This window comes from Streptomyces sp. NPDC005303, from assembly GCF_040607335.1.
GTDB lineage: Bacteria > Actinomycetota > Actinomycetes > Streptomycetales > Streptomycetaceae > Streptomyces.
The window spans coordinates 19832-42936 of sequence record NZ_JBEXGM010000033.1 but is presented as its reverse complement, the minus strand read 5'-3'; the positions used below and the strand labels follow the sequence as shown (position 1 = coordinate 42936).

Below are 23105 nucleotides of genomic sequence, written 5' to 3'. Positions count from 1 at the left end.
TGGTTGGCGGTACCGTGTCGCGCACAACAGGCCGGACCGGGAGCGCCGCACAACCATGAGTACGCAGGACCGACTGACGCACATCGACGAGGCGGGAGCCGCCCGTATGGTCGATGTCTCCGGCAAGGACGTCACCGCACGCACCGCACGCGCGAGTGGACGTGTCCTCGTCTCGCCCAGGGTGATCGAGCTGCTGCGCGGCGAGGGCGTCCCCAAGGGCGACGCCCTGGCCACCGCGCGGATCGCGGGCATCATGGGCGCCAAGCGCACCCCGGATCTGATTCCGCTGTGCCACCCGTTGTCGGTGTCCGGTGTGACACTGGATCTGTCGGTCGCGGAGGACGCCGTGGAGATCGTGGCCACCGTGAAGACCACGGACCGCACGGGCGTCGAGATGGAGGCCCTCACCGCGGTGTCCGTCGCCGCGCTCACCGTGATCGACATGGTCAAGGCGGTCGACAAGGGAGCGGTCATCACGGACGTACGGGTCGAGGAGAAGACGGGCGGCAAGTCGGGCGACTGGAGCCGGGCATGACGTATCGCGCTCTGGTGGTCACCGCCTCCAACCGGGCCGCCGCCGGTGTCTACGAGGACAAGGGCGGCCCGCTGATCGCCGAGGGACTCGGCGCTTTCGGCTTCACGGTCGAGGGGCCGCAGGTCGTCCCCGACGGCGACCCGGTCCGGGACGCCCTGCGTGCGGGCGTCGATGCCGGATACGACGTCGTCGTCACCACCGGCGGCACCGGCATCTCGCCCACGGACCGCACCCCCGAGGCGACCCGCGAGGTGATCGAGTACGAGGTGCCGGGCATCGCGGAGGCCATCCGGGCGTTCGGACGGGAGAAGGTGCCGACCGCCGCGCTCTCCCGGGGCCTGGCCGGGGTGGCGGGACGCACACTGATCGTCAACCTGCCGGGTTCCAGTGGCGGGGTGAAGGACGGACTGGCCGTCCTGGAGCCCCTGTTGATCCACGCCGTCGACCAGATCCGCGGCGGCGACCACCCAAGACCCGGCGCCGGCAGTGGGGGTGCGAGCTGAACAGCCCGTCCTGGCCCGTCGTACTGGCGGACGGCGATGTCGTCCTGAGGCCGATAAAGATGCGCGACCAGCGGGTCTGGCGCGAGGTGAACCGGCGCAACCGGGACTGGCTGCGCCCCTGGGAGGCGACCATCCCGCCGCCCACCCCGAGCGGCCCGATCGCGCACCGGCCGACCTACCGCCAGATGGTCCGGCACCTGCGGTCCGAGGCGAACGCGGGGCGGATGCTGCCGTTCGTCATCGAGTACCGGGGCCAGCTGGTCGGGCAGTTGACGGTCGCCGGGATCACCTGGGGCTCGATGTGCTCGGGGCACGTCGGCTACTGGGTGGACCAGTCGGTGGCCGGGCGCGGGGTGATGCCGACCGCGGTGGCGCTTGTCGTGGACCACTGTTTCCGTACCGTCGGTCTGCACCGCATCGAGGTCTGCATTCGCCCCGAGAACGTGCCCAGCCGACGGGTGGTGGAGAAACTCGGATTCCGCGAGGAGGGGCTGCGGCCGCGCTATCTCCACATCGACGGGGCCTGGAGGGACCATCTGGTGTTCGCGCTCACCGCGGAAGAGGTGCCCGACGGATTGCTCAGGCGCTGGCAGCGGGCACGCTCCCGCAGTACGCCGCACGACAATCCCGCATAGGCGGCGGACGGAACCTGAAAATTGAATAAGTGTTCGAAAATGATCGGTGCATGACCGTCTCGGGGCATTGAATTCGCGACTGGGGTGGTCTGCTGATCGGATCGGTCACAAAAAAAGCTCGAAATATCAGCCAGATCGTGCGACACACCGGCGCAATTGGCAGATGGCCTCACGCAAACCCCTCTACCGTGTGAGGCGTGAGCAGCAGCGGCCTCATCTACGCAGTCATTGTCGGGGCCTGGGCCGCCTACTTGGTGCCTATGTGGCTCCGTAGGCAGGACGAGCTGAACGAGGCCCGTCCGACGGAACGCTTCAGCACCGCCATCCGGTTGCTCTCCGGACGGGCGGGCATGGAGCGTCGGTACGCCAAGGACCTGCGCGCGCGCTCCACCGACGAGGGGGAGCACGGCGCCGACGAACCGGATGCCGTCACCGACTCGGTGGACGTCCGGGCCTTCGCCATGCCTCCGACCCGTCCGCAGACCCAGGCGACGGTCCAGCCGTCGGCTTCGGAGCGCCGGGAGGCGGCGCGCGATTCCGCGCGGGAAGCCGACCGGGAGACAGGGCACGGCGACCAAGCGCGCGCGAAAACGAACCCGCCCGCGTCCGCGCACGAACACGGCGGCGCCCCGACGCGGAAGCAGACACCCGCGTCGGCCGCCCGGCGCACGGCCGCAGCGGAAGCGGCCGCGGCGCGCGCCCGGCGTACGAAGGCACTCGCACGCCGTCGGCGTACGACGGTGATGCTCTTCCTCGCCTTCACGCTCGGCACGATCGTCGCAGCCGTCGGAGGACTCGCCTTCCTGTGGGCGCCCGGCGTCCCCGCGGTGATGCTCAGCGCGTACATCGCGTACCTGCGCTCCCAGGAACGCCGCCGCTTCGCCTACCAGATGGACCGGCGCCGTGCCGAGCTCGCCGCCCAGCATCTGCGGGAGCGGGCCCGACAGCCGCGCCGGCGCACCTCCGTGAGCACCGGCGTGGACGCCGACGAACCGGAAGAGGGACCAGGAGTCGAGACCGATCCCGGACTCTCCGCGCTCGCCGCCGACCGGCGCGCCCTCGTCGAGCAGACCGACCACGCAGAGTGGGTCGACCAGCAGCGCGAACGGCAGCGCAGGCCCGGGCACGGGGACAGCTGGGACCCGGTCCCGGTGCCGCTGCCGACGTACGTGACCGCGCCGGTCGCTCCACGGGCCACCGCGGACGTGGACCTCGGCGCCCCGGACGCGTGGAGTTCGGCCCGGTCCAGCGCGGTGGCACCCGAGCACTCCGGCCAGGACGCGGCGCCCGTCGCGGAGGACGGGGGATCGGAGGACCCGTCCGCCGACGCGGAGGACAGGCCCGAGGCGGACGGTCGCACCGACGCCCGTCGCGCCGCCTCCGCACGCCGGGCACGCGAGCGTGGCCGTACGCCGCTCTTCGACCAGTACGAGGAAGGCGAGCGGCCGCGCGCGGCCAACGAGTGACGGACGGGACGGGATCCGCCCTCGGGGGAGCCCGTCTCTGACCAGCCCGGAACGGATTTCCAAGCACCCGGACGGGGATGCTAGAGTTTCACTCGTTGCAAGGGCCTGTGGCGCAGTCCGGTAGCGCACCTCGTTCGCATCGAGGGGGCCAGGGGTTCAAATCCCCTCAGGTCCACGCATCATGAAGACCCGCTCCTGATTCAGGAGCGGGTCTTCTGTCATGTGTCCGGCGCTCTCACAGCGCCTTCGCGAAGCAGCGGCTCTCCTCGTGGAAGCGGTAGTAGCCGAACTTCACGCAGGGCTCGTAGCCGCTGGACGTGTACAGGGCGATGGCTTCCGGCTGCTTGGTGCCGGTCTCCAGGACCATGCGCAGGCGGCCGGCCGCGCGGGCGTGGTCCTCCAGAGCGGTGAGGATGCGGCGGGCGAGACCGCGGCCGCGCATCTCCTCGATCACGTACATGCGCTTGAGCTCGGCGTCGCCGTCCAGGTTGCCCTCGCCGTTGGTGTCCTGAGCGCGCCAGCCGCCCGTGGCCACGGGGCTGTCCCGCTCGTCGTACGCGATCAGATACACGCCGTTCGGGTGCTCGAAGTCCGTCGGGGCCAGCTCGGTGGCGTCGCCGCCGTCGCCGTAGCGGATGTGGTACTCGGCCTGGACCTGGTCGTTGAGCTTCACGGCGTCGGGGTGGTCGAAGGGGACACGGCGGATCATCATGCCCTCCAGTGTGCCGGTATCGTTCCGGGGTGCTCACTGTGACCTCCGCCAATGTGAACGGACTGCGTGCCGCCGCGAAGAAGGGCTTCGTGGAGTGGCTCGCGGACACCTCCGCCGACGTGCTCTGCCTGCAGGAGGTGCGTGCCGAGCCGCAGCAGCTGCCCGAGAGCGTGCGTGGTCCCGAGGGCTGGCATGTCGTGCACGCGCCCGCCGCCGCCAAGGGACGTGCCGGTGTCTCCCTCTACACCCGCCGCGAGCCCGACCGGGTCCGGATCGGCTTCGGTTCGGCCGAGTTCGACACCAGCGGGCGGTACGTCGAGGCCGACCTGCCCGGTGTCACCGTCGCCTCCCTCTACCTGCCCTCCGGCGAGGTCGGCACCGAGCGGCAGGACGAGAAGGTCCGCTTCATGGACGAGTTCCTCGCCTATCTGAAGGACCTGCGGGTACGCGCCGCCGCCGACGGCCGCGAAGTCGTCGTCTGCGGCGACTGGAACATCGCCCACCAGCAGGCCGACCTCAAGAACTGGCGCGCCAACCAGAAGAGCTCCGGGTTCCTGCCGGAGGAACGGGCCTGGCTGAGCCGGGTGCTGGAGCCCACCGACGGCGGTTACGTCGACGTCGTACGGTCGCTGCATCCGGACGCGGAGGGGCCGTACTCGTGGTGGTCGTACCGGGGGCGGGCGTTCGACAACGATTCAGGATGGCGCATCGACCTTGCCGTCGTGACTCCCGGGCTTGCTCGGCGGGCGATGAAGGGGTTTGTGGAGCGGGCCGCCAGTCATGACGAGCGGTGGTCGGATCACGCTCCCGTGACGGTCGTCTTCGACCTCTAGTCCCGCTTCCGCAACCGCCGGTCCAGCGCCAGTGACAGTTCCGCCTCCACCACGCTCCGCGCCAGGGGGCGCAGGCGTTGGAGGTCGTCCTCGCTCGCGTGGCGCAGGACCAGCTCGGCGAACATCTCCGCCAGGTCGTCCACGTGCTCGCGGACCCGTTTGCCGGCCGCCAGGACCTCCCCCAGGGGAATGCCCTCGCGGACCAGGGCGGAGGAGACGTCCAGGAGGCGGCGGCTGATGTGGACGATCTCGTCGCCGTCGGTGCCGAGGTAGCCGAGGTCGAGTGCGGCCGCGAGGTTCTCCGGGGTCACCTCTCCCTCGAAGCGGGCGGCGAGTTCCTCGGGGGTGAGGCGGACCGGCTCCTCCTCGGTGGGAGGCGCCACACCCAGGACGTCGGCGACGTCGCGGCCGTGGTCGAGGGCTTCCGCCAGTTCCGCGATGCCGGTGAGGGTGTGGCCGCGCTCCAGGAGTGCCGCGATCGTGCGCAGGCGGGCCAGGTGGTGGTCGTCGTACCAGGCGATACGGCCCTCGCGGCGCGGGGGCGGGATGAGCTTGCGTTCGCGGTAGAAGCGCAGGGTGCGCACTGTGATGCCGGCCAGGCGGGCCAGTTCCTCCATGCGGTATTCGCGCTTGTCCGTCACGTCCGCAGCCTATGTTGTACCGCCGGTACCCGCGGCGGCAGCCGCTGATGTCAACGTCCTTCCCCCCGACCCCTACCCATCGGTACGGAGCTGCTCTACCCTCCCATTGCGCCAGTGTTCACTGGCAGAGTCGCGCAGGGAAGGGCGTCGGCATGGCCGAACACGAGCATGTGCGGGTGGCGGTGGTGGGGTCCGGGTTCGGTGGGCTCGGGGCCGCCGTACGGCTGCGGCGGGAGGGCGTCACCGACTTCGTCGTGCTGGAGCGGGCCGACAGTGTGGGCGGTACCTGGCGGGACAACAGTTATCCGGGGTGCGCGTGCGATGTGCCGTCCCATCTGTATTCGTTCTCCTTCGCGCCCAACCCCGACTGGCCGCGTACCTTCTCGGGGCAGGAGCACATCCGCGCCTATCTGGAGCATGTGACGGACGTCTTCCGGCTCCGCCCGCACATCCGCCTCAACTCCGAGGTGAAGCGGATGACCTGGGACGGCGAGAAGCTGCGGTGGGACATCGAGACCGCGAGCGGCTCGCTCTCGGCCGACCTCGTCGTCTCCGCCACCGGGCCGCTCTCCGACCCCAGGATCCCCGACATCCCGGGACTGGACTCCTTCCCGGGCAAGGTCTTCCACTCCGCCCGCTGGGACCACGACTACGACCTGCGCGGCAAGCGGGTCGCGATGGTGGGGACCGGCGCCTCGGCCATCCAGATCGTCCCGGCCATCCAGCCGCTCGCCCGGAGCGTCACGCTGTTCCAGCGCACCCCGCCCTGGGTGATGCCCCGGATGGACCGGGCGATCAGCGGCGCCGAGCGCCTGCTGCACCGGCAGCTGCCCTTCACCACCCAGGTCCGGCGCGGACTGCTGTGGGGCGTCAGGGAGTTGCAGGTCCAGGCGTTCACCAAGCGCCCCAACGAACTCGGTGCCGTGGAGCAGTTGGCCAAGCGGAACATGGCCCGTGCCATCAAGGACCCGGCGCTGCGCGCCAAACTCACCCCCGACTACCGCATCGGCTGCAAGCGGATCCTGCTGAGCAGCACGTACTACCCGGCGCTGGCCCAGCCCAACGTGGACGTGGTCGCGAGCGGGCTCAGCCGTGTCGAGGGGTCGAAGCTCGTCGCCGCCGACGGCACCGGGGCCGAGGTCGACGCGATCGTCTTCGGTACGGGCTTCCACGTCACCGACATGCCGATCGCCGACCGGGTCGTCGGCGCGGACGGGCGGACGCTCGCTGAGGCGTGGAAGGGCGGGATGGAGGCGCTGCGGGGTGCCTCCGCGGCCGGCTTCCCCAATTGGATGACCATCATCGGACCCAACACCGGCCTCGGGAACTCCTCGATGATCCTCATGATCGAGTCCCAGCTGAACTACCTGGCCGACTTCGTACGGCAGCTCGACGTCCTCGGGGGTCGTGCGGCCCTGGACGCGCGTCCCGCCGCCGTGGCGGCCTGGAACCACCGGGTGCAGGAGCGTATGAAGCGCACGGTGTGGAGCACCGGCGGCTGCACCAGCTGGTACCTGGACGCGAACGGCCGCAACAGCACCATCTGGCCCGGTACGACGACCGAGTTCCGGCGGGCGACCCGGCGGGTGGATCTCGCCGAGTACGAGGTGCTGCGGGTACCGGCGCACGCGGAGGTGACCGCCGTATGAGCCGGCTGACCCATGTCGTCTCCGGGCCGTACGCCCCGCCCGCACCGGCGCGCGAACTCACCGTCCTCTCCGCCGACGGCGCTCGCCTTCACGTGGAGGTGCACGGCCCCGACGACGCACCCCCCGTCGTCCTCGCCCACGGCTGGACCTGCTCCACCGCCTTCTGGGCCGCCCAGATCCGCGAACTCGCCGTCGACCACCGGGTCGTCGCGTACGACCAGCGCGGCCACGGACGCAGTCCGGCGAGCCCGGCGTGCAGTGCGGACGGGCTCGCCGACGACCTCGAAGCCGTACTGGAGGCGGTCCTCGCCCCCGGTGAGAAGGCGGTGATCGCCGGGCACTCCATGGGCGGGATGACGGTCATGGCGGCGGCGGAACGCCCGCAGTTCCGGGCGCACACGGCCGCCGTCCTGCTGTGCAGCACCGGTTCGTCGCGGCTGGTCGCCGAGTCGACCGTCGTACCGATCCGGGCCGGGCGGCTGCGCACCTGGCTGACCCGGCACGTCCTCGGGGCGCGGGCTCCGCTCGGGCCGGTCACGCCGCTCGCCCTGAGGATCCTCAAGTACGGGACGATGGGCCCCGGTTCGGCCCCGCCCATGGTGGAGGCGTGCGCGCGGATCGTGCACGCGTGCCCGCGCAAGGTGCGGTACGCCTGGTCGCAGGTCCTCGATCTGCTCGACCTGGACCACGGCGTACGGCGGCTCACCGTGCCGACGGCCGTCGTCGTCGGAACGGCCGACCGACTGACCCCGCCCGTGCAGGCGCGCCGGTTGGCCGCCGCGCTGCCGAACTGCCTCGGGGTCACCGAACTGCCCGGCGTGGGCCATATGACGCCGGTCGAGGCGCCCGAACCGGTCACCGCCCGGATCCGGGAACTCGTCACCACGTACGTCCAGGTCAAGGAGGGCGCATGAGCAGGGTCGGACTCGAAGGACAGGTCGCGGTCGTCACGGGGGCCGCGCGGGGCGTGGGTGAGTTGCTCGCCCGAAAGCTGTCGGCGCGCGGGGCGAAGGTCGCACTCGTCGGCCTCGAACCGGACGCGCTCAAGCAGCTCTCCGGGCGGCTGCACGGCGACAGCGATCACTGGTACGCCGACGTCACCGACCATGCGGCGATGGCCCGGGTCGCGCAGGAGGTCAAGGCGCGGTTCGGGAAGGTCGACATCGTGGTCGCCAATGCCGGGGTCGCGACCGGCGGGCCCTTCGTGGACTCCGATCCGGAGGCGTGGCGGCGGGTGATCGAGGTCAATCTCATCGGATCGGCCGTCACCGCGCGGGCGTTCCTGCCGGTGCTGATGGAGAGCCGCGGGTATCTGCTCCAGATCGCCTCCCTCGCGGCGATCACCCCGGCGCCGATGATGACCGCGTACTGCGCGTCCAAGTCCGGTGTGGAGGCGTTCGCGCACAGTCTGCGGGCCGAGGTCGGCCACAAGGGCGTGCGGGTCGGGGTCGGTTATCTGTCGTGGACCGACACCGACATGGTGCGCGGGGCCGACCAGGACGAGGTCATGCGCGAGCTCAGGCAGCGGCTGCCGTGGCCGGCCAACAAGACGTATCCGCTGGGTCCGGCCGTCGAGCGGATCGTGACCGGCATCGAGCGGCGGTCCAGCCATGTGTACGGGCAGGGGTGGCTGCGCGGGATGCAGGGCATGCGCGGGTATCTGCCGGGGCTCATCGGGACCGTCGGGCAGCGGGAGATGCGGCGGTTCGGGCAGCGGTTGGAGGGGATGAGGGTGGGACTCGTCGGTGCAGGTGGGGCGGCGGACGAGGAGGCTCGCGCTACGCACCGTAACTGATCGAAATGCGTTCTTTGTCCGGGCGTGTGAATCTGGTCGAGGCCCCGGCCAGGGGCTCTTCCCCTCACCCCCACGGGAGTGAACCCACATGGGTATGAAGGACAAGTTCCAGGACAAGTCCGAGCAGTTGCAGCAGCAGGCCAAGCAGAAGGCCCAGGAGGGCCGGGAGCAGGCCCAGCGTGGTCGTCAGGGCCAGGGCCCGGACCGTCAGGGTCAGGGCCCGGACCGCGACCGCATGCGGGACGAGGAGAGCGAGCGGCTCCGGCGTGAGGAGCAGGAGCGGCTCGACCCCGACTACGACATGTAGTCACTGCTCGAAGTGCAGGGTGCCCTCTCGTTTTCGGGAGGGCACCCTGTGCGTTCCGGGTGCGTTGTCGGGTGTCAGGCCGGTGGGGCTTCTCGCGCAGTTCCCCGCGCCCCTGAAGGCAAAAGCCCTGCCGCCGCCCCCTAAAAGCAAAGCCCTCACCTGGGCGGCAGCTTCGGTCGTGATCTGTTCGGTACGCCCCGGTAGTTCGGCGGGGTCGCCGGAGGTGTCGTCTCCAGCAGGTCCAGTGCGAGCCGTACCGCGTCGTCCAGTTGGGCGTGGCGGCCCTCCGCCCAGTCCAGGGGGGTGCGCAGGATCTCCAGGTCCGGAGTGACACCGTGGTTCTCGATCGACCAGCCGTACGCGTCGAACCAGGCCGCGTTCATCGGGACCGTGATCACCGTGCCGTCGCCGAGCTGGTGGCGGCCAGTCATGCCGACCACTCCGCCCCAGGTGCGCTGGCCCACCACCGGGCCGAGCCCCAGCAGTTTGAAGGCCGCCGTGATCATGTCGCCGTCCGAGGAGGTCGCCTCGTCGGCGAGGGCCACCACCGGGCCACGGGGAGCGTTCGAGGCGTACGAGACCGGCTGGGCGTTTCTCGTCAGGTCCCAGCCGAGGATCTTGCGGCTCAGCTTCTCCACCACCAGTTCGCTGATGTGGCCGCCCGCGTTGCCGCGTACGTCGACGATCAGGGCGGGGCGGGAGACCTCCATTCGCAGGTCCCTGTTGAACTGGGCCCAGCCCGAGCCGCCCATGTCGGGGATGTGCAGATAGCCGCAGCGGCCGCCGCTCAACTCCCGTACGACGGCTCGGCGTTTGGCCACCCAGTCCTGGTAGCGCAGGGGGCGTTCGTCGAGGAGCGGGACCACCGCCACGCGGCGGGCCCGGCCTTCGCCCTCGGCCGGGGTGAACGTCAGCTCCACCGTCGTACCGCCCGCCGCCGCGAGCAGCGGATACGGGCCCGTGACCGCGTCGACCGGGCGGCCGTCCACATGGGTGAGGACCGCGCCCTCGCGGATGCCCGTACCGGCCAGCGGGGAGCGGGCCTTGGAGTCCGAGGAGTCGCCGGGCAGGATCCGCCGGACCGTCCAGCCGCCGTCCCTGAGGACGAAGTTGGCGCCCAGCAGGCCCTGGCGGCGCTGGTAGTGGGGTGGGCCCTCGTTGCGGCGGGCGGCGGTGACGTAGGCGTGGGAGGTGCCCAGTTCGCCGAGGACCTCGCGCAGGAGGTCGGCGAACTCGTCGGGCGAGGCGATCCGTTCGAGCAGCGGGCGGTACTGGTCGAGTACCGCGTCCCAGTCGATGCCGCACATCCCCGGCTCCCAGAAGTACGCCCGGATCAGGCGGCCCGCCTCCTCGTACGACTGGCGCCACTCGGCTGCCGGGTCGACCTCGTGCAGGATGCGGCGCAGGTCGATCCAGACGGTGGAGTCGCTGTCGCCGGACTCGGTGGCGGGGGTCGCGCGCAGGTCGCCCTCGTCGACGAGAACCAGCCGGGAGCCGTCGCCGCTGACCGCGAACCAGTCCAGGTGCTCGACGAGTTCGGTCTTCTTCGCCTTGCTGATGGAGAAGTGTTCGAGGGTCGGGCGCTCGGAGGTGTCGTCCGGGTTGACGAAGGTCTCGCCGAGCGCGCCCGAGATCGGCCAGCGCAGCCAGACCAGGCCGCCGCCCGCGACCGGGTGCAGTGCCGAGTACTTGGAGGCGGGGACCGGGAAGGGGGTCACCCGGCTCTCCAGGCCCTCGATCTCGACCGTGACGGCACTGTTGTCGCCCCCCTCGCCGCCCTCGCCGTCGGAGGCCGGGTCCAGCCCCCCGGCGGCGGGCCGGCCCTCCGGGTTCAGCGCGAAGGGGGAGGGGGTCGCCGAGGACAGCGGGACCAGGTAGGGGCGGCAGCCGAGCGGGAAGGACAGGTCGCCGGTGTGGACGTCGTACACCGGGTCGAAGCCCCGCCAGGAGAGGAAGGCCAGGTAGCGGCCGTCCCTGGTGAAGACCGGGTTCTCGTCCTCGAAGCGGCCGTTGGTCACGTCCACGATCAACCGGTCCTTGATGCGGGCCATCTTGATCTGGCGCAGGGAGCGCCCGATCCCGGGGTGCGACCAGGTCAGCCAGGTGCCGTCCGGGGAGAAGGCGAGGTCGCGGACCGGGCCGTTGACCGAGCGGATGAGTTCGGTGACCTCGCCTCCCCCGGACTCCGTCCGGGAGGTCCCCCCAGAGTCCTCGGTGGCGTCGAGGAGGAGCAGGCGTCCGTCGTGCGAGGCGATGGCCAGGCGCTCGCCCCTCGGGTCGGAGACCAGCTCCAGGACCCGACCCAGCTCGCCCGAGGCCGGCCGTCGCGGCTCGCGGTCACCGGTCGCCCGGGGCAGATACGCGATCTCGACCGCGTCCTCGCCCTCCGCGTCCGTCACATACGCGACCTGGCCGACGGAACCGAGCATCTCCGGGAGCCGGACCCGCACCCCCGGGGTGTCCGTGATGGTGCGGGCCGGGCCGTCCCGGTGGGTCAGCCAGTACAGGCTGCCGCGGACGACGACGGCGCTCGCGCGGCCCGTCTCGTCCACCGAGATGCCGTCCACGTGCTGGGCGGCCGGCACCTGGTACGTACGGCGTCCCGCGCGCGGCCCGCTCAGCCGTACGTCGAGTCTGCGCGGCTCGGCGGCGCGGAGGTCGTCGACGATCCACAGGTCGCCCGCGCACTGGTACACCACCCGGGTGCCGTCGCTGGAGGCGTGCCGGGCGTAGAAGGCGTCGTGGTCGGTGTGGCGGCGCAGGTCGGAGCCGTCGTGGGCGCATGAGTAGAGGTTGCCGACACCCTCGTGGTCGGAGAGGAAGGCGATCCGGTCGCCGACGAACATGGGGGAGTGCAGGTGGCCGCCGAGGTCGGGCAGCAGGCGTTCGCCGTGCAGCCAGAGGCGGCCCGTGGCGCCGCCCCGGTAGCGCTTCCAGGCGGCTGGTTCGTGCGGCGGGGTGCCGGTGAGGAGGAGGGTCTTGCGGTCGGCGACCTGGATGTCGGAGACCGGGCCCCAGGGGAGCCTGTCGCCGGGGGAGCCGTCGGTGGGGACCTTGTACGCCCAGGTGAAGTAGGAGAAGGGCTCGCCGTGGGAGGCGACGGCGAGGATCGTCCCCTGGGGGGTCCAGCCGCACACCTGTGTGTCCGTCGAGCCCCAGTACGTGAGCCGGCGGGCCGGGCCGCCGTCCACGTCCGCCAGGTGGATCTCGGGCACGACACTGCGCCAGCTCGTGTACGCGATGTGGCGGCCGTCGGGCGAGAAGCGCGGATGGCCGACCTTGGTGCGGTCGACGGTCAGGCGCCAGGCGCGGTCCGGGCCGTCGAGCGGGGCCAGCCAGAGGTCGTCCTCGGCGACGAAGCACAACAGGTCGCCGCTCAGATGCGGAAGGCGCAGATAGCTCACCTCCCCATGCTTTTCCGGGGGATGGACCGGAGCAACTTATGAAAAACGGCCCATAGGTGAGCGGCGAAGAACCCGGGTGACCCACAACACGAACGAAACCGTTTCGTTTCGCTGGCGGTTGCGCTACATTCGTGTCGTACGAAACAGTGTCGTTCCAAGTCGGTGGCGTTCCAAGTTCCGGAGCGGAAAGGGTGAGTGACATGACCGAGGTCTCGACCGCGCGTCGCAGCCGCATCACCCCCGAGCGCGAGGCCGAGCTGTACGAGGCCGTGCTCGAACTGCTGCGGGAGGTCGGCTACGACGCCGTCACCATGGACGCCGTCGCCGCTCGCACCCGTTCCAGCAAGGCCACGCTCTACCGCCAGTGGGGCGGCAAGGCCGAGCTGGTGGCGAGGGCCGTGCGGCACGCCAAGCCGGGCGGTATCGGTCTCGACGAGATCGACACCGGGTCCCTCAGGGGCGACCTGCACGCCCTCACGATGCGCTCGGACGACTGCACCATGGAGCAGAACTCCGCGCTCATGCGAGGTCTGGCCATGGCGATCCACGGCAACCCGGATCTCCTGAAGGCGTTCCGCGCGCACCTCATCGAACCCGAGATGGCGGAGTTCCGCCGACTGGTGCAGCGGGCGATCGACCGGGGCGAGGTGCGACCCGACAACCCGGCGATCGAGTTCATGATCCACATGATGATCGGCGGCTTCGCGGCCCGCACGATGATCGACGAGCTGCCGCCGACGCAGGAGTTCCTGCTTTCGTACATCGACGCCGTGGTCCTCCCCGCCCTCGGCGTTTCGAGCGACTGACCCCCAGTCCTCTTTCCAGTTCCAGCAAGCCCTCCACCTGACGTAACCGCTCACGTCGTCGGGCTGATCATCCCTGCCCTGGGGCCGTGTCGCCCTGGACCCACGACCTGACCGGGAGTACGCCTTCGTGGCCACTTTCCTCTACGACCTCGGCCGCCTCGCCTTCCGGCGACGGCACTTCGTCGCCCTCATATGGGTGGCCCTGCTGACGATCGCCGGCATCGGCGCGCTGAGTGCGCCCGCCGCCGGATCGACCTCCTTCTCCATTCCGGGCACGGAGGCGCAGAAGGCCTTCGACCTGCTGGAACAGCGTTTCCCGGGGGCCAGCGCCGACGGCGCGACCGGGCGCATGGTCTTCAAGGCGCCCGAAGGCGAGAAGATGACGGACGCCGCCAACAAGGCGACCGTCGCGAAGACCGTCAACGAGCTGGGCGACGGCTCCGAGGTCGTCTCCGTCACCGACCCGTTCACAACCCACGCGGTGAGCAAGGACGGCACGGTCGCCTACGCATCGGTCCGCTACGACGCCCCCGCCATGGAACTCAAGGACGCGACCCGGGACGCCCTGGAGAAGGCCGCCGACGGGGCCCGGGACACCGGGCTGACCGTCGACGTCGGCGGCGACGTGCTCCAGGCCCAGCCGGAGGCGGGAGCGATCGGTGAGGCCGTCGGTCTCGCCATCGCCGCGATCGTCCTGGTCATGACCCTGGGCTCGCTGGTCGCGGCGGGGCTGCCGCTGCTCACCGCGATCATCGGCGTCGGGATCGGCGTCTCCACCATCGCCGTCCTCGCCAAGGCGCTCGACCTCGGCGACACCACCTCCACGCTCGCGGGGATGATCGGCCTCGCGGTCGGCATCGACTACGCGCTGTTCATCGTCTCCCGCTACCGCGCCGAACTGTCCGAGGGCCGCGGCCGCGAGGAGGCGGCCGGCCGGGCCACCGGCACCGCGGGCTCCGCGGTGGTCTTCGCGGGCCTCACCGTCGTGATCGCGCTCGCCGGTCTCTCGGTCGTCGGCGTGCCGATGCTGACCAAGATGGGCCTGGCCGCGGCGGGCACGGTCGTGGTCGCCGTCCTCATCGCGCTGACCATGATCCCGGCGCTGCTCGGGTACGCGGGCCGCAGGATCCGCCCGGCGGGCGACAAGCGCGGGAAGTCCGCCGAGAAGGCGGCCCCGTCCCAGCAGGCGGTGAAGCCCAACCTCGGCACCCGCTGGGCGAGCTTCGTCATCCGCCGTCCGGCCGCCGTGCTGCTGCTCGGCGTGCTCGGCCTCGGCACCGTCGCGCTGCCGGTCAGCCAGCTGGAACTGGGCCTGCCCGACGACGGTTCGCAGCCGACGTCCACGACCCAGCGCCGCGCCTACGACCTCCTCTCGGAGGGCTTCGGGCCCGGCTTCAACGGGCCCCTGATGATCGTGGTCGACGCCAAGAACAGCGACGACCCGAAGGCCGCGGCCGGCACGGTGACCGACGGGATCAAGGGCCTCAAGGACGTCGTCACGGTCACCCCGCCGGCCTTCAACAAGGCCGGCGACACCGCGACCATCACGGTCGTACCCGGCTCCAAGCCGTCCTCGACCCAGACCGAGGACCTGGTCCACGCCATTCGCGGCCAGAGTGCCGACGTCAGGTCCGACACCGGCGCGGACGTCCTGGTCACCGGCACCACCGCGATGAACGTCGACTTCTCGCAGAAGCTCTCGGACGCCCTGATCCCGTATCTGGCCCTGGTGGTCGGTCTCGCCTTCCTTCTCCTGATCGTGGTCTTCCGCTCGATCCTCGTCCCGCTGAAGGCGGCCCTCGGCTTCCTGCTCTCGGTGCTCGCCGCGCTCGGTGCCGTGGTCGCGGTCTTCCAGTGGGGCTGGCTCGGCGGGGTGCTCGGCGTGGCGGAGACCGGCCCGATCATGTCGATGATGCCGATCTTCATGGTCGGCGTGGTCTTCGGGCTCGCGATGGACTACGAGGTCTTCCTGGTGACCCGCATGCGCGAGGCGTACGTCCACGGCGAGTCCCCGAGCCAGGCCATCGTGACCGGGTTCAAGCACAGCGCCCGGGTCGTGGTCGCCGCCGCGGTCATCATGATGTCCGTCTTCGGAGGCTTCATCAGCTCCGGCGAGTCGATGATCAAGATGATCGGCTTCGGTCTCGCGGTCGCCGTCTTCTTCGACGCGTTCATCGTCCGCATGGCGATCGTCCCCGCGGTCCTCGCCCTGCTCGGCCGCCGCGCCTGGTGGCTGCCGAAGTGGCTGGACCGCGCACTGCCCAACGTCGACGTCGAGGGCGAGGGACTGCGCACGCAGACCGAGAAGGACGCGGATCCGGACGAGGACCGGGAGCTGGTACGCGTCTGACGCACGCGGTGTGACAGGAGTCGGCCGGTGAGGGGGATGCCCTCACCGGCCTTCTTCCGCCGTGGACCGTCCGAGATAGGTGACCGGCCCGGGCTCCGGTACGGCGATCTCGTGGAAGCCGAGACGGTCGTAGAAGGCACGGGCGGGCGTGTTGGCGCTCACCATGGACAGGTGTACGGCGGCCACGCCCCGCTCGTGCAGGGCGCGCAGGAAGGTCTCCATGAGCGCCCGCCCGTACCCGCGCCCCTGCCACTCGGGGAGCAGGTCGATGTGCAAGTGGGCTGGGTAGGCGGCGACTTCGGGCACGAGCATCCGCTCGGGGCGGTGCAGAAGCGCGACGATCTCCTCGTCGGGAGTGCGCGGCGCGTGGCGGGGCTCCGGGTAGCGGTCGGCCACCAGGGGGAGCCACTCGGCCCGGTAGTCCTCGACGAACCGGGGCGTGTCGGCGGTCCCCAGGACGTACCCGACGGCCCGCCCCTGCCCGTCGTCCAGGACGAAGGCCAGCTCCGGTGCGAGATGGACGTACGGCGACGCGAAGGCCGCGGGGAAGACACCGGGGTCCTTGTAGTGCGGGCGGCTGTCCCGTCCGGCGTGGGCGGTGCGGACGCAGATGTCCTCCAGGGCGTCGCGGTCTTGGGGGTGATAAGGGCGTACGGCGGCAGACGGGGTCATGGCGGCATCCTGCACGACGAGAGTCCGGGGGGACCGGGGAACGGCTCAGGGGGATGGCGTGTTCGCCGGCGTGCGGACCCTGTAACCCGGTCGCATGCCCCGTACACCCACCGCTAGCGTGCCGTACATGACGACCACCGATGCCGGCGGCTCCGAGGCCGCTCACCCCCGTTTCGCCCAGGCCCTGCGGGAACTGGGGCTCGATGAACTGACCGCCGGGATCCGGCGCTTCCCGGACGCCACCCGTACCGCCGCCGAGGCCGCCGCTGCCGTCGGGTGCGAGCTGAGCCAGATCTGCAAGTCGCTGATCTTCGCGGCGGACGGGGTGCCGGTGCTGGTGCTGATGGACGGGGCGTCCCGGGTCGACGTCGAACTGGTCCGGCGGGAACTCGGCGTCGAGAAGGTCACCCGGGCCAAGGCCGATGTCGTACGGGAGACGACCGGGTACGCCATCGGGGGCGTGCCGCCCTTCGGGCACCGGACGAAGACCCGGGTGCTCGCGGACCGTTCGCTGCTCGACCATGACGTCGTGTGGGCCGCCGCCGGCGATCCGCACGCCGTGTTCCCCGTCGCGCCCAAGGACCTGATCGCCCACGCGGGCGCCACTCTCGTGGACGTCCGCGAGCGCACCCCGTGACGCCGCTGGTCACCGCGGCCGTTCTCCTCGCCGCGGTCACGCACGCCGGCTGGAACGCCATCGCCCACCGGATCGCCGACAAGCTGGTCGGGTTCACCCTGATCTCGGGCGGAGGGATGCTCATCGGGCTGGCGATCATCCCGTTCGCGGCGGTTCCGGCGGCGGGCGCGTGGCCGTATCTGCTCGTCTCGTGCTGCATCCACATCGCCTACTACGCCCTGCTGATGAAGTCCTTCCGGCTCGGGGACTTCGGGCAGGCCTATCCGATCGCGCGCGGTACCGCGCCCCTGGTCGTGACCGTGCTGGCCGCCCTCTTCGCCCACGAGGTGCCGGACGGGTGGGCCGCCGCCGGAATCGCCCTGTCCTGCGCGGGACTCACCGGCGTCGCCCTGTGGGGGCTGCGGGGCCGCCGGCCCGACTGGGCGGCGATCGGTGCCGCGTTGGCGACCGGGCTGACCATCGCCGCCTACACCGTCGTCGACGGGCTCGGCGTGCGCGCCTCCGGTTCCTCGCTCGGGTACATCGCCTGGCTGATGGCGGTGCAGGGGGTGGTGATCCCGGCGTTCGCCCTCATCCGGTGGCGCGGCCGACTGGTCGGCGTACTGCGGCCGTTCGCAGGGGTCGGACTCCTCGGCGCCGCCCTGTCCGTGGCCGCGTACGGGCTCGTCCTGTGGGCCCAGACCAAGGCCGAACTCGCCCCCGTGGCCGCCCTGCGCGAATCCTCGATCATCGTCGGCGCGGCCATCGGCGCCGTGTTCTTCAAGGAGCGGTTCGGCGCGCCGAGGATCGTCGCGGCGGGGCTGCTGGTCGCGGGCATCGGGCTGATGCTGCACGCCGGTTAGCCGTCCGGCCCGCAGGTCCCTCCCCGCAGCTGACCCTAGTCCGGCTCGACGTCGACCATTTGTTTGCACTCTTGCCGATGCCTTGACGGTTCGTTCCCTGGGCGTTCAGTCAGCCGTGTGTGTCCGGGTTGTGTCGCGTCCCTAAGGTCCCAGCGGACCGCGAAAGAAGGGACGCAAGGGACTCATGGACGCACTCCACGCAGTCCGGGCCCGCGGGATCACCAAGTGCTTCGGTGACGTCGTGGCGCTCGACGGCGTCGACCTCGATGTGACGCGGGGCCAGATCCACGGACTGGTCGGGCCGAACGGCGCCGGCAAGACGACCCTGCTCGGGCTCCTGCTGGGGCTCGCCGTCGCCGACGCGGGTGACCTGGAGATCCTGGGCGAGCCGGTCGGGCGGGCGTTCGCCGCTCCCGACGGGGTCTCAGGATTCGTGGACGGGCCCGGTCTCTACCCCTCGCTCACCGCCCGTCAGAACCTCGCCGCGCTCGCCGAACTCCGCGGCCCGGACGCCCCCACGGCCGAGATCGACGACGTGCTCGACCATGTCGGACTCACCGACGTGGCCGACGACAAGGCCCGCGGCTTCTCCCTCGGCATGCGTCAGCGGCTCGGGCTCGCCGCCGCACTGCTGACCCGGCCGCGGCTGCTCGTGCTCGACGAACCGTCCAACGGCCTCGACCCCGCGGGCAAACGGCATGTGCACGGCGTCCTGAACCGGCTCGCCGCGGACGGCACGAGTGTCGTGGTCTCCAGCCACCGTATGGACGACCTGGAGGCGATGTGCTCCGAGGTCACCATCCTCGCCACGGGCCGGGTCGTGTTCTCCGGCCCGCTAGGCAAACTGGCCGCCGAGAGCCGTGAACTCGACTACCGGGTACGGACGTCCGACCCGGAGGCCGCGCGGCGGCTGGCCGAGGGCATGGACGGCATCCGGATCGCCGAGGACACCGGACGGCAGACGCGGGACGCCGACGTGCTCGTCGTACGCGCGCTGGTGCCCGCCCTCGACGACCTGGTGGCGCGGCTCGTGACGTCGGGTGTCGCGGTGCGCGAACTCGCGCCTGTCGTCTCGCCCTTGGAGGCCGCGTTCCTGGCCCTGACCGGGGACCGGGAGACAGGCAGATGACCACCACCGTCACCGCGTCCGCCACCCCCGTCCCCGTGCGGCCCGTCTCGGTCCCGCGGAGCTACCGTTTCGAACTCGTCAAGCTCGTCTCGCAGTGGCGGATCCGGCTCCTCGTGCTCGCCTGCTGGATCCTGCCGGGGCTCTTCGTCGCCGGGGTGAGCGAGCAGAGCACGCTGCCCTCCGACACCCTGTTCGGCCGCTGGATGCACGCCACCGGGTGGGCCGGACCACTGGTGATGCTCGGTTTCGCGGGCACCTGGGCGCTTCCGCTGCTGGTTTCGGTGGTCGCCGGTGACGTGTTCGCCGCCGAGGACCGGCTCGGCACCTGGCGGCATCTGCTGGTGGCGGTCCGTTCACCGCGGCGGATCTTCGTGGCGAAGGTGCTGGCCGGCCTCACCGTCATCCTGGTGCTCGTGGCCGGGCTGGCCTGCTCCAGCGCGGTCGGCGGGCTCGCGTCCGTCGGCAACCAGCCGCTCGTCGGCCTCGACGGCCATCTGCTGACCCCGTCCGACGCCGCCGGGAGGGTCCTGCTCGCCTGGGTCGCCGCCCTCGCCCCGACCCTGGCCCTCGCCGCGATCGGCCTGCTCGGGTCGGTCGCCCTCGGCCGCTCCCCGACGGGGCTCCTGCTGCCGCCGCTCGTGGCGCTCGGCATGCAGATCGTCCAGATGCTGCCGCTGCCCGTCGCCGTACGCCTCGCGCTGCCCGGTTACGCCTTCCTGTCCTGGAACGGCCTGTTCACCGCCCCGGCCCAGCTCGCCCCGCTTCTGATCGGCGTCGCCGTCAGCCTGGCGTGGGCGGTGCTCGCGACCGTACTGGCCCATCTGCTGTTCCTGCGGCGGGACTTCACCAACCTCGCCTACGACGGTGCCGGGCGCCGCGCGTTCACGGTGGGCGTGCTGCCGCTGGCCGCTCTGACCGCCCTCACCGTCGCGGTGGTCGCCGTGTCGACCGACTCGTCGGGCATCACGCAGGCCAAGGTCCAGCGCTCCCTCGCCACGGCCTTCGCCCACCTCTACCGCATCCAGACCGAACAACTCCACCGCCCCGCCGTCACCGAGGCACAGCTCAGGGCCTCGGCGGCGTGCACCAAGAGCGACGGCCAGGCCGCTCAGCAGGGGGCGGGCAATGACTGGCGGTGTGTCGTGACCTGGCACCTGCCCGGCGTACCGGTGGCGGGGACGGCTGTCTATCAGCTGGACGTCGGATCGGACGGGCGGTTCGTCGCCGACGGCGACGGGCCGAAGGAAGTGAACGGCTACTTCCTGGTGCGGACCTCCACCGGGGACGCGCCCAACCCGCTGTGGCAGTTCGACGGCGACGTCGAGCTGCTGGACACCACCTCGAAGGGATAGTCCCATGCAGGTAACTCGGCAGCGCCGGAGCCGCCAGCAGGTCAGACGCCTCAGCCGCCGGACCACGCTGGTGACGGCCGGTATCGCCGTGGCCCTCGGCGTCACCGGCACCGCGGTCGCCTCGACCTACCAGTTCGGCACCCAGCAGGTCGCGCAGGACACCGCCAAGGGCGAGGTCATCTCCAGCGACCAGTACCTCAAGCCGTACGGCAGCCGGACCGTCATCAACGACGGCAAGATCATGTCGTCGACGGTCAGCCCGGACGGCACCCACCTCGCGGCCGCGGTCGCCGACGGCGACGCGGCGCTGGTGATCATGGACCTCGCGACCGGCCAGGTGAAGCAGAAGATCGGCGCCAACGCGGCGGACGACCTGCGCATCAGCAGCGCCGCGGTCGGCCAGGAGGGCCCGGCCTACTCGCCCGACGGCAAGCAGCTGTGGCTGGGCCAGGCGGACGGCTACACGAAGTTCACCGTGAACGCGGACGGCACCCTGTCCGGCCCGACGGCCGTCCCCGTCCCGGCCGTGGGCACCCAGCACGCCCTCGTGGGTGGCGCGGTGTTCTCGGCCGACGGCTCCACCGTGTACTCCGCCGTCAACGGCCAGAACCGGGTCGTCGCCCTCGACGCGGCGACCGGCACCATCAAGCAGAGCTGGGCCGTCGGCACCGCGCCGCGCGGAATCGCCCTGGTCGGCGGGAAGTTGTACGTCAGCAACGAGGGCGGCCGTCCGGCGAAGGCCGGTGACACCACCATGAACTCGTACGGCACCCAGGTGCCCGCCGACCCCGACACCGGCGCCGCCACCACCGGCACGGTCAGTGTCATCGACACCCGCGCGGACAAGGCCGTCCAGACCATCGACGTGGGTCTGCACCCGACCGCGGTGTACGCGAGGAAGGGCGCGGTGTTCGTCACCAACACCGCCGACAACAGCGTGTCGGTCATCGACACCCGCAGGGACAAGGTCGTCCAGACCATCGCCACCCAGCCCTGGCCCGAGGCGAAGGTCGGCTACGAGCCCGACGCGGTCACCCTCACCGACGACGGCCGCCTGCTGGTGACGCTGGGCCGCGCCAACGCGGTCGCCGTGTACCGGTACAAGTCCGCCCAGGAGCCCGCCAGTTACGTCGGCCTGCTCCCCACCGACTACTTCCCTGCCGAGATCACCACGGTCGGCAAGCAGGTCGTCGTCTCCAACACCCGCGGCATAGACGCCCGCCGCCCCACCACCGCCTCCGGCCACGGCACCCACGACACCACGTCCAGCCTCACGCAGTTCACGCTGCCGAGCGACCTCGTGATCAGGTCCCAGACCGCCAAGGTCTTCCAGCAGAACGGCTGGACGCCCGGCTCGGTCACCACCGCCAAGGGCACGAGCCACGCCAAGGCCGTCCCGGTCCCCGCCCGCCTCGGCGAGCCCTCGACGATCAAGCACGTCTTCCTGCTCGTCAAGGAGAACCGCACCTACGACCAGGTCTTCGGCGACCTCCCGCAGGGCGACGGCAACCCGGCCCTGACGACCTTCGGCGCGAACGTCACGCCCAACCAGCACGCATTGGCCCAGCAGTTCGGCCTCTACGACAACTTCTACGACGTCGGCACCAACTCCGCCGAGGGCCACAACTGGCTGATGCAGTCGGACAACCCGGAGTACACCGAGTCCTCCGCCGGTGAGTACACGCGCAGTTACGACACCGAGAACGACGTGCTGGGCCACCAGAAGACCGGCTTCATCTGGACCGGCGCACAGGCCGTGGGCAAGTCGGTCAAGGACTTCGGCGAGTTCCAGTCGACCGAGTCCAAGCCGGCCGGCGCCAACTGGCAGAACCTGTACTGCGACAGCAAGACCATGGCCACGACCGGGGCGCAGACCCAGTACCCCATCCAGACCGGCTCGGCGATCCCCTCCCTGAACGACGTGTCGGTGCAGGGCTTCCCGATGTTCGACCTCGACGTCCCGGACATCTACAAGGAACAGATCTGGAAGCAGGACTTCGAGAAGAACGGCCCGGCGAACCTGAACATGTTCTGGTTCTCCAACGACCACACAGGCGGCCCCGCCAACGCGTCCGCCGAGGTCGCCGACAACGACCTCGCGGTCGGCCGGATGGTCGACGAGATCTCGCACAGCAAGTACTGGAAGGACTCCGCGATCTTCGTCGTGGAGGACGACTCCCAGAACGGTCTCGACCACGTCGACGGCCACCGGGCCCCGGTCCAGGTCATCAGCCCCTACGCCCAGCACGGCACCGTCGACAGCCACTACTACACCCAGATCACGATGATCCGCACGGTCGAGCAGATCCTCGGGATCCACCCGATGAACCAGAAGGACAGCGCGGCCACCCCGATGTACGGGGCGTTCACGAGCAAGCCGGACACCACCCCGTTCACCGCGGTGCCCAACCGCACCTCGCTGACCCTCGGAGTGAGCCCCACGCCCTCCTGCGGCCCGGACACCCCGGCCGCCCAGGACGCCGACGCGGCCCCCGCGCCGACCACCGCGGCGGTACCGGCGGCCAAGCAGGATCTCGCCGCACAGTGGAAGACCTGGGCCTCCCACCAGCGCCTGACCGGCCCGCACGCCGTGCCGGACTACGCCAACGCCGAGCAGATGAACCGTTACACCTGGTACCAGACGCACGCCTGGACCAAGCCGTACCCCGGCGACAAGAAGGTCTACACGCCCGCCGAGGTACCGGGCGCCTACCTGCCGTCGCCGGAGTCCGACGGCTGACCGGGAGCCGGCGAAGCCACCCGTGGTGTGCGCCATGACGGCCTCGCGTCGCTCTCGTGCATCGAGGCGCGGCGAGGAGCACCCTGGAAGCAGAGGT

At 71.0% G+C, this 23105-nt stretch carries 20 protein-coding genes and 1 tRNA gene; 17 read left to right on the top strand and 4 right to left on the bottom strand.

All coding sequences use genetic code 11. The annotated features are described in order from the left end of the window. The first annotated feature begins 55 nt into the window (after nucleotides 1–55). From moaC to ABZT93_RS32925, 5 genes are all read left to right on the top strand, one after another. Nucleotides 56–535, top strand: coding sequence for a cyclic pyranopterin monophosphate synthase MoaC (moaC, locus tag ABZT93_RS32945; RefSeq protein WP_356111579.1), 480 nt, complete (start codon nucleotides 56–58; stop codon nucleotides 533–535). Continuing rightward, the gene (locus tag ABZT93_RS32940; RefSeq protein WP_356111577.1) at nucleotides 532–1038 is read left to right on the top strand and encodes a MogA/MoaB family molybdenum cofactor biosynthesis protein; all 507 of its coding nucleotides are present in this window, start codon (nucleotides 532–534) and stop codon (nucleotides 1036–1038) included. The genes moaC and ABZT93_RS32940 overlap by 4 nt, the downstream gene beginning before the upstream one ends. Next, nucleotides 1035–1673 (top strand): GNAT family protein, encoded by a 639-nt coding sequence (locus ABZT93_RS32935; protein WP_078960150.1) that lies wholly within the window; start codon nucleotides 1035–1037, stop codon nucleotides 1671–1673. Before ABZT93_RS32940 ends, ABZT93_RS32935 begins: the two co-directional genes overlap by 4 nt. A gap of 197 nt (nucleotides 1674–1870) precedes the next feature. Then, the gene (gene glpR, locus ABZT93_RS32930; protein WP_356111575.1) at nucleotides 1871–3139 is read left to right on the top strand and encodes a gephyrin-like molybdotransferase receptor GlpR; all 1269 of its coding nucleotides are present in this window, start codon (nucleotides 1871–1873) and stop codon (nucleotides 3137–3139) included. 101 nt (nucleotides 3140–3240) lie between these two features. Next, nucleotides 3241–3314, top strand: a tRNA-Ala gene (locus ABZT93_RS32925). A gap of 60 nt (nucleotides 3315–3374) precedes the next feature. On the opposite strand, the gene ABZT93_RS32920 is transcribed toward ABZT93_RS32925, so the two are convergent. Next, a complete protein-coding gene (locus tag ABZT93_RS32920) occupies nucleotides 3375–3851 on the bottom strand; it encodes a GNAT family N-acetyltransferase (RefSeq protein WP_356111573.1) in 477 nt (158 codons plus the stop codon). A 29-nt stretch (nucleotides 3852–3880) separates the two neighbouring features. On the opposite strand from ABZT93_RS32920, the gene ABZT93_RS32915 reads away from it, so the two are divergent. Then, nucleotides 3881–4684, top strand: coding sequence for an exodeoxyribonuclease III (locus ABZT93_RS32915; RefSeq protein WP_356111572.1), 804 nt, complete (start codon nucleotides 3881–3883; stop codon nucleotides 4682–4684). On the opposite strand, the gene ABZT93_RS32910 is transcribed toward ABZT93_RS32915, so the two are convergent. Next, on the bottom strand, nucleotides 4681–5325 hold the full coding sequence (locus ABZT93_RS32910) for a MerR family transcriptional regulator (protein ID WP_356111570.1): 645 nt from the start codon (nucleotides 5323–5325) through the stop codon (nucleotides 4681–4683). The two genes, ABZT93_RS32915 and ABZT93_RS32910, sit on opposite strands and share 4 nt — an antisense overlap. Nucleotides 5326–5477: 152 nt before the next feature. Between ABZT93_RS32910 and ABZT93_RS32905 the strand changes: the two genes are divergently transcribed. The 4 genes from ABZT93_RS32905 to ABZT93_RS32890 all read left to right on the top strand — a co-directional run bounded on the left by ABZT93_RS32905 (nucleotide 5478) and on the right by ABZT93_RS32890 (nucleotide 9076). Further along, entirely contained in the window at nucleotides 5478–6974 is a 1497-nt protein-coding gene (locus tag ABZT93_RS32905; protein WP_356111569.1) for an NAD(P)/FAD-dependent oxidoreductase, read from the top strand. Beyond that, nucleotides 6971–7888 (top strand): alpha/beta hydrolase, encoded by a 918-nt coding sequence (locus ABZT93_RS32900; RefSeq protein WP_356111568.1) that lies wholly within the window; start codon nucleotides 6971–6973, stop codon nucleotides 7886–7888. Before ABZT93_RS32905 ends, ABZT93_RS32900 begins: the two co-directional genes overlap by 4 nt. Next, on the top strand, nucleotides 7885–8769 hold the full coding sequence (locus ABZT93_RS32895) for an SDR family oxidoreductase (RefSeq protein WP_356111565.1): 885 nt from the start codon (nucleotides 7885–7887) through the stop codon (nucleotides 8767–8769). Before ABZT93_RS32900 ends, ABZT93_RS32895 begins: the two co-directional genes overlap by 4 nt. An 88-nt stretch (nucleotides 8770–8857) precedes the next feature. After that, nucleotides 8858–9076, top strand: a complete 219-nt coding sequence (locus tag ABZT93_RS32890; protein WP_356111563.1) for a hypothetical protein — start codon at nucleotides 8858–8860, stop codon at nucleotides 9074–9076. A gap of 155 nt (nucleotides 9077–9231) precedes the next feature. On the opposite strand, the gene ABZT93_RS32885 is transcribed toward ABZT93_RS32890, so the two are convergent. After that, nucleotides 9232–12480 (bottom strand): S41 family peptidase, encoded by a 3249-nt coding sequence (locus tag ABZT93_RS32885; RefSeq protein ID WP_356111561.1) that lies wholly within the window; start codon nucleotides 12478–12480, stop codon nucleotides 9232–9234. Nucleotides 12481–12680: 200 nt separating this feature from the next. Between ABZT93_RS32885 and ABZT93_RS32880 the strand changes: the two genes are divergently transcribed. Both ABZT93_RS32880 and ABZT93_RS32875 read left to right on the top strand, forming a co-directional pair. Then, nucleotides 12681–13286, top strand: coding sequence for a TetR/AcrR family transcriptional regulator (locus tag ABZT93_RS32880; protein WP_356111559.1), 606 nt, complete (start codon nucleotides 12681–12683; stop codon nucleotides 13284–13286). A gap of 127 nt (nucleotides 13287–13413) precedes the next feature. Further along, the gene (locus ABZT93_RS32875) at nucleotides 13414–15636 is read left to right on the top strand and encodes an MMPL family transporter (protein WP_356111558.1); all 2223 of its coding nucleotides are present in this window, start codon (nucleotides 13414–13416) and stop codon (nucleotides 15634–15636) included. Between the two features lie 42 nt (nucleotides 15637–15678). Here ABZT93_RS32875 and ABZT93_RS32870 read toward each other — a convergent pair whose 3' ends face one another. After that, entirely contained in the window at nucleotides 15679–16308 is a 630-nt protein-coding gene (locus ABZT93_RS32870; protein WP_356111556.1) for a GNAT family N-acetyltransferase, read from the bottom strand. A gap of 127 nt (nucleotides 16309–16435) precedes the next feature. Between ABZT93_RS32870 and ABZT93_RS32865 the strand changes: the two genes are divergently transcribed. The 5 genes from ABZT93_RS32865 (at nucleotide 16436) to ABZT93_RS32845 (ending at nucleotide 23008) form a co-directional block, all read left to right on the top strand. Continuing rightward, complete coding sequence (locus ABZT93_RS32865) at nucleotides 16436–16945, top strand: YbaK/EbsC family protein (RefSeq protein ID WP_356111554.1); 510 nt, start codon at nucleotides 16436–16438, stop codon at nucleotides 16943–16945. Continuing rightward, nucleotides 16942–17787, top strand: a complete 846-nt coding sequence (locus ABZT93_RS32860) for an EamA family transporter (RefSeq protein ID WP_356111552.1) — start codon at nucleotides 16942–16944, stop codon at nucleotides 17785–17787. The genes ABZT93_RS32865 and ABZT93_RS32860 overlap by 4 nt, the downstream gene beginning before the upstream one ends. Before the next feature lie 184 nt (nucleotides 17788–17971). After that, nucleotides 17972–18916 (top strand): ABC transporter ATP-binding protein, encoded by a 945-nt coding sequence (locus ABZT93_RS32855; protein WP_356111550.1) that lies wholly within the window; start codon nucleotides 17972–17974, stop codon nucleotides 18914–18916. Next, nucleotides 18913–20268: an ABC transporter permease gene (locus ABZT93_RS32850; protein WP_356111548.1), complete on the top strand. Its 1356-nt coding sequence runs from the start codon at nucleotides 18913–18915 to the stop codon at nucleotides 20266–20268. The genes ABZT93_RS32855 and ABZT93_RS32850 overlap by 4 nt, the downstream gene beginning before the upstream one ends. A 4-nt stretch (nucleotides 20269–20272) precedes the next feature. Further along, complete coding sequence (locus ABZT93_RS32845) at nucleotides 20273–23008, top strand: bifunctional YncE family protein/alkaline phosphatase family protein (RefSeq protein WP_356111546.1); 2736 nt, start codon at nucleotides 20273–20275, stop codon at nucleotides 23006–23008. The last annotated feature ends 97 nt before the right edge of the window (nucleotides 23009–23105 follow it).